At 61.9% G+C, this 5,167-nt stretch carries 2 protein-coding genes; one reads left to right on the forward strand and one right to left on the reverse strand.

Features of this window, described 5'->3' with window-relative positions; all coding sequences use genetic code 11:
- Positions 1-3,363, forward strand: a 3,363-nt coding sequence (locus K1X71_20905; GenBank protein ID MBX7075609.1) for a HEAT repeat domain-containing protein, incomplete at its 5' end; no start/stop codon positions are given.
- Positions 3,364-3,440: 77 nt separating this feature from the next.
- On the opposite strand, the gene K1X71_20910 is transcribed toward K1X71_20905, so the two are convergent.
- Positions 3,441-4,430, reverse strand: coding sequence for a 5'/3'-nucleotidase SurE (locus K1X71_20910; protein ID MBX7075610.1), 990 nt, complete (start codon positions 4,428-4,430; stop codon positions 3,441-3,443).
- Positions 4,431-5,167 lie beyond the last annotated feature (737 nt).

Raw genomic sequence — 5,167 nt, forward strand, 5'->3', positions numbered from 1 at the left:
CGCGAACGCGATCTTCAGGAATTAACCTTCGCCGTGATCGTGGCCCGCGATATTGCCTTGGCGCGAGCGCAACTGGAGCCGGATTTGCTGCTCAGCGCTCTGAGCGCCGGCCAGCCGGAAATCCGCTATGCCGCCGCCCGCGTGCTGGAAGCGCGGTTGGGCGACGAAGACCTGGGGCAATGGGGTCTGGAACTGATCGGGCCGCGCCAGCCGGAGAAAGCCAACGATATGCGCAATTGGCCGGAGCCGGCGCAACGGCCGCGTCTGCTCAACGCCGTGGTCAACGCCCTGGCCAGCGATTCCCCAGCCCGGCGCTACGCCGCTGCCCAGGTGCTCGGCCTGCGCCCGCAGCCGGAAACCTTCTGGCGCGAGGCGAAGCGTCTCGCCGAAATTGCCACTGATCAGGCCCCACCGCAAACCGCGCCCGAAGCCGAAACGCCGCTGGAGCGCAAGACTGGCTGGATACGCGGTCTGTTCCAGCGCAAGCCGCAGCCGAACAACTCCGCCACCCAACGCCTGCTGACGGTGTTGCGCTTCGCCGGTGGCGGGCGGCGACCGCCCAAAGCGCAAGATCAAGCCAGCGCGTCCGAACTGTGGCGGCTCGCGTTCGGCACGTATGCCGGCCTGATTCGGCAAGCGCCGGTCGCCAAGGGGCCGGACGATTATCAACGGGTGCGGCGCGACAGCATCGCCCGTCTCGCGGTGTTGGCCCAGCAACCCACCATCGGCCGGGAAGCGGTGTTACCGGTGCTGCGCCAAGCCTTGGGCGATCCGCATCATCTGGTCCGACAAGCAGCGCTGAACGCGCTGGCCGAACTGCATCCGCGCGAGCCGCTGGAGCCGCTGGCGCTGGCCTTGAACGTCGATTCCGCCGACCTCGGCCGCAATGCCTTCGACCGTTTGCTGACTTTGGCCGCAGCCGGCGATGCGCGCGCCGCCGAGCTGGTCCGGGGCGCGGTCGATGCCGCCAATGCAGAGACGCGCCGCCACGCCTTGGAGCAACTGCCTCGCTTGTACCCCGCCGGCAGTCTGGAACCCTGGTTGCTGGCTTTGAACAGCCGTCACGACGATTTGCGGCTGACGGTGGTGGATCGCTTGCTTGATGCCAACGATCCGCGCATCGCCGCCGCTCTAAGCCGCGCTTTGGAAAGCGAACACGAGGAGTTGCGCCTGCGCGCCGCCGTAGGCTTGGCTCAACGCGGCGAGTCGCTGGCGCTGGACGTATTGGCCGCTGCTCTGCACGGCGAAGCGCGGACCGCCAACCGGGCATTGGAAGCGCTGGTCGTCTTGGCGCACGCCCGGCCGAACGAGCAGGTCGCGGCGAAAGCGGCCGAAGCCGTGACCGCGCGCCTGGAAGACGATCCCGATCTGACCGCCGACCGTCCGGTTCTGCTGCGCGCCCTGGGTCGCATCGGCCACATCGCCGCCGCGCCGCTGCTAGGCCGTTGGTTGCTGGACAAGGACAAAGCCACGCATCACGGTCTGGCGTTGGACGTATTGCTGCAACTGCTGCGCGACCGAATCCAGCCGGAGCAGAAGCGCGCAGACGGGCGGCAATACCTGCGCTATCGGGAAGAATTGGCTCTGGAAACCTTGCCGCCGTTGCTCGATCACGACAACGCCGCGATTCGCACGCGCGTCGTCGAGGTGTTGGGTAACCTGGAGGCGAAACCGGCGGAAACGCTGCTGGTCCGATTGCTGGACGACCGCGACGAGGCGATTCGGGCGCTGGCGTGCGCGCAACTGGCGCAACGCATCGTCGCCGGCATGCCGGGCGCGAGTTTGGAGCCGCTGACGCGGGCCTTGATCGGTGGCCGCCGCGAACTGTTGCTGGCCGCCACCGAAGGCTTGGCCAAGCAGCAACGACTGGAGGCCTTCCAGCCGCTGTTGCTGGCGTTCACGGCAGGCACGGAGGTGGAGCGCAAACGCGCCATCGCCGCGCTGGGCGAATTGGGCGACCGGCGCGCCTTGGAATATCTGGAACCATTGCTCGATCAACGCGCCGACTTGCCCGCCGACGACCGCGCCTTGGCCCCGGATGCCGCCGAAGCTCTTGGTGCGTTGCTGCCTCGGCTGACCGACGCCGACGAATGCCAGCGAGTGCGCGATAATTTGGAACGGCTGGCGCGCGAGGGTGTGGGTGAACTGCGCTGGCGGACGCTGAGCGGTTTGCGGCGCGTCGGCGACGAGCGCAGCCGTGCCCTGCTAGAACGCCTCGCCAGCGATCCCTACGAAAACGGCACTGCCCGGCAACGAGCCGCCATCGAACTGGGCGAATTGGGTCATTCCATATCCGAATCGGTATTGGAGTCGCTGCTGCACCAGCGCGATGCCGGTCTGCGCAAGGCGGGTCTGGAGGCGTTGCGGCGGATTTATCCCAATAATGCCACTCAGGTCAACCTGCTGGCCCTGAACAGCGAGTACGCCGAAATCAGCCAGCCCGCCGCGCGCTTTCTGGCCCGACAAGGCGACCCCGCCACCCTGACCCAGCGGCTGGGCGTGGTGAAAGATCAACAGGTTCGCCAACGGCTGCGGCGCGGGCTGATCCGTCGACAAGCGTTTTCCCGCGATGCCTTGGGCGAGTTGCTACGCAGCGACGCAGCCGCAACGCGCGCCGAAGCGGCCTGGATCGCCGGCAACAGCGGCGACCGAGATTTAGCGGCAGGGGTGCAAGCCGCGCTGGAGCGAGCGGCGAACGGTTGGCGGCAGGCCGACGAACGGCATTTGTGGGAACAGGCCGGCGCGGAAGCGCAAGCCTGGCTGGCCAGTCTGTGGACTGCCCGTCAATTGCAACTCGCCGTCGCGCCCGCAGCGCGGGCTGCGCTCGCCGATCCTCGTCATCCGGTTGCGGTACGGTGCGAAGCGATTCGTTGTCTGGCTGAATGCGGCGACGCTAAGGACAGCAACACGCTGCTGCAAGCCTTGGAGGATGTCGACTCGGGGGTGCGTGCGGCGGCCAGCGCCGCTCTAGCGCGGCTGGGTGGCGAGCCCGTACTCCAGCATTTGGAGCGAACCAAGAGCGTCGATGGCGCGGCCTTGCGTCCAGTCCTGCGGGCGATTCTGCCCAAAGCGGATGGCCGCTTGCTAGCCAGCGCCGAGCAGCGGCAAGCCGCCTTGCCGGTTTATCTGGAACAGCGGGAGGTGGCGACGCTCATCCAACGCGCCATGGCGATCGACAGTGAAGCAGCAGCGCGGTCGAGCGCGATTGCGGCCTTGGGCCGGCTGGGCGGCGAAGCGGCGCAAACCGCGTTGCAGGGCATTCTGGCCAACAAGGGCGAGGACAGCGCGATTCGAGCCATCGCGTTCAAGAGCTTGCGGCGATTGGAACGACGAGCGGCGCGCCGGGTGGCTTCCGTTGCTTAACCAAGCCCAGGCACGCCGAGGGATTCTCTTTAAGCTGTGGAAGCGAGTTGACTCAGCAAGATTTCAATCTTCGTTCCTCAGAATCCAAATAACCAAGACTGAGATTTGAATAAGCGACCGAGATAGTGGTTCAACCAGTTCTGAACCGTGGTATTTGCCTCGAAGCCGACCTGCATCGCCGAAACCGCGATCTTACCATTGCTAATCACGACCGATTCATCCTCGGCTTGCATTCGCGTCGCGGTACTCGGGTCATTGAGTGTAAAACCAAGACCGATGTAAGGCGAGGTCACGAATTTCAGGTTGTAGAGTTCGAATGTACCGATCCGCGAAAACGCGAACTCGGTCGTTGTGCTGACATCGTTGGGGAAATTCACATTAAGGGCAACACCTTCAGGAAGAAGGGGGTCACCATTTTTCTGCACTTTACTTTCGAGTGCTTCAATCAACTGCACGGTGAGATCCGCGACGACCGCGGAATTAGGGTTCGCCAGATCAGTATTATCCACGGTGTTCGTGCCAGCGCTGAGTGCAATTGCGGGAATACCACGCGCAGCGGCAAATTGCACGTTACCCACCGTGCCAGAGCTGTTGACGATAAGACCCACATTCTGGCCTTCGTTCGGACCCGAGAGCACCAGATCGGGAGCCGCGCCCCAGCGCTCCTGCGCCAGGATATCCAGGCCGTACATGGTCGCCATGACCGGAGTACCATGCACGTAGTAGTAATCCCCATTATCAAAACCGGCTTTGGTGAAGAGACCAACCGATGGTGCCCCGATGGGCGCGGCGCCATTGTGGCAACCGTTCTCGCTGGTGATTTGAGCGTCATTGGTCGCGTCGATCGTGCTGCTGCTGTACATCACGATGGCAGCGCCACGACCGCTTTGAGGGGAGCATGGCACGGAGACAATGATGTCGTGGCCTTCGGCCTTGAGGCGTTCGTACAGCGCTTTCAGGTTGCTGGTCAGACCGTCATCGTTGTCCATCAGAATATTGAGCGCGAGCGCAGGCGCCGACAGGCTCACCATGACGGCGGCCGTGATCGCTTGGAACTTCAATTTCATTCTTGATCCTGTAGGAAGCAAATAAAGAGTAATGGATGGAAATACGCTTGCCACCACTCGTTCGTGTTGAGTGGGACCACAGATTCATTACATCAAATGATCATGAAGGAACGATGACAATTACTTGTGTCTACAGGAAGGAGTGCACAATTGCCACAACCTTGACATCCAAAAGTGGCAGCAAAGCCGTGAAGACGGCGACACTAAAAAAAAAAGCCAAAGGGCGCTAATCCAATGTGACAATGCGTGTGTCAGTACTGACTAAAGCGTCTCGAAAAAACACTTCCCCACCGAATGGCGTTTTGCCAACCGTTCAGTAACCATCCCCCGGCAAAGCCGGGGGATGGTTACTCCTACGTAATGGGATGGTCCGCCCACAGCCAATTTGATGAATGTGATTGTGCGGCACGAGGCGACAGGATCAACACTCATCAGCAGTGACTTGCTGAGCACCAATAGACTTCAGCGAGTCACAAAACTGTCTTGCTTTATTTGTCTTGAACCGAAATTCAATTTCTCCTTCCCATCCTTCTCTAAAAACTGATGACTCAAAGCAAATCGACAACGTCTCATTATTTTGGCAATTAAAAATAAGCTGGAAAATCTTGGGATTGGCACTGGGCTTAAACAATTGGATTGACCCTAGTGTCGAATCGTTGGGTGAGTTCTACTGGGGTGATGAAAACGCTGACGATGCTGGTTTGCCCGGTCTGTGGTTCCCGTGACACCACCGGCCA

The organism is Pirellulales bacterium (genome assembly GCA_019694455.1).
Classification (GTDB): domain Bacteria; phylum Planctomycetota; class Planctomycetia; order Pirellulales; family JAEUIK01; genus JAIBBY01.

Bases quoted from the DNA above. Each gene is read 5' to 3' on its own strand.
- K1X71_20910 (MBX7075610.1), bottom strand. From the start codon at position 4,430: ATGAAATTGAAGTTCCAAGCGATCACGGCCGCCGTCATGGTGAGCCTG.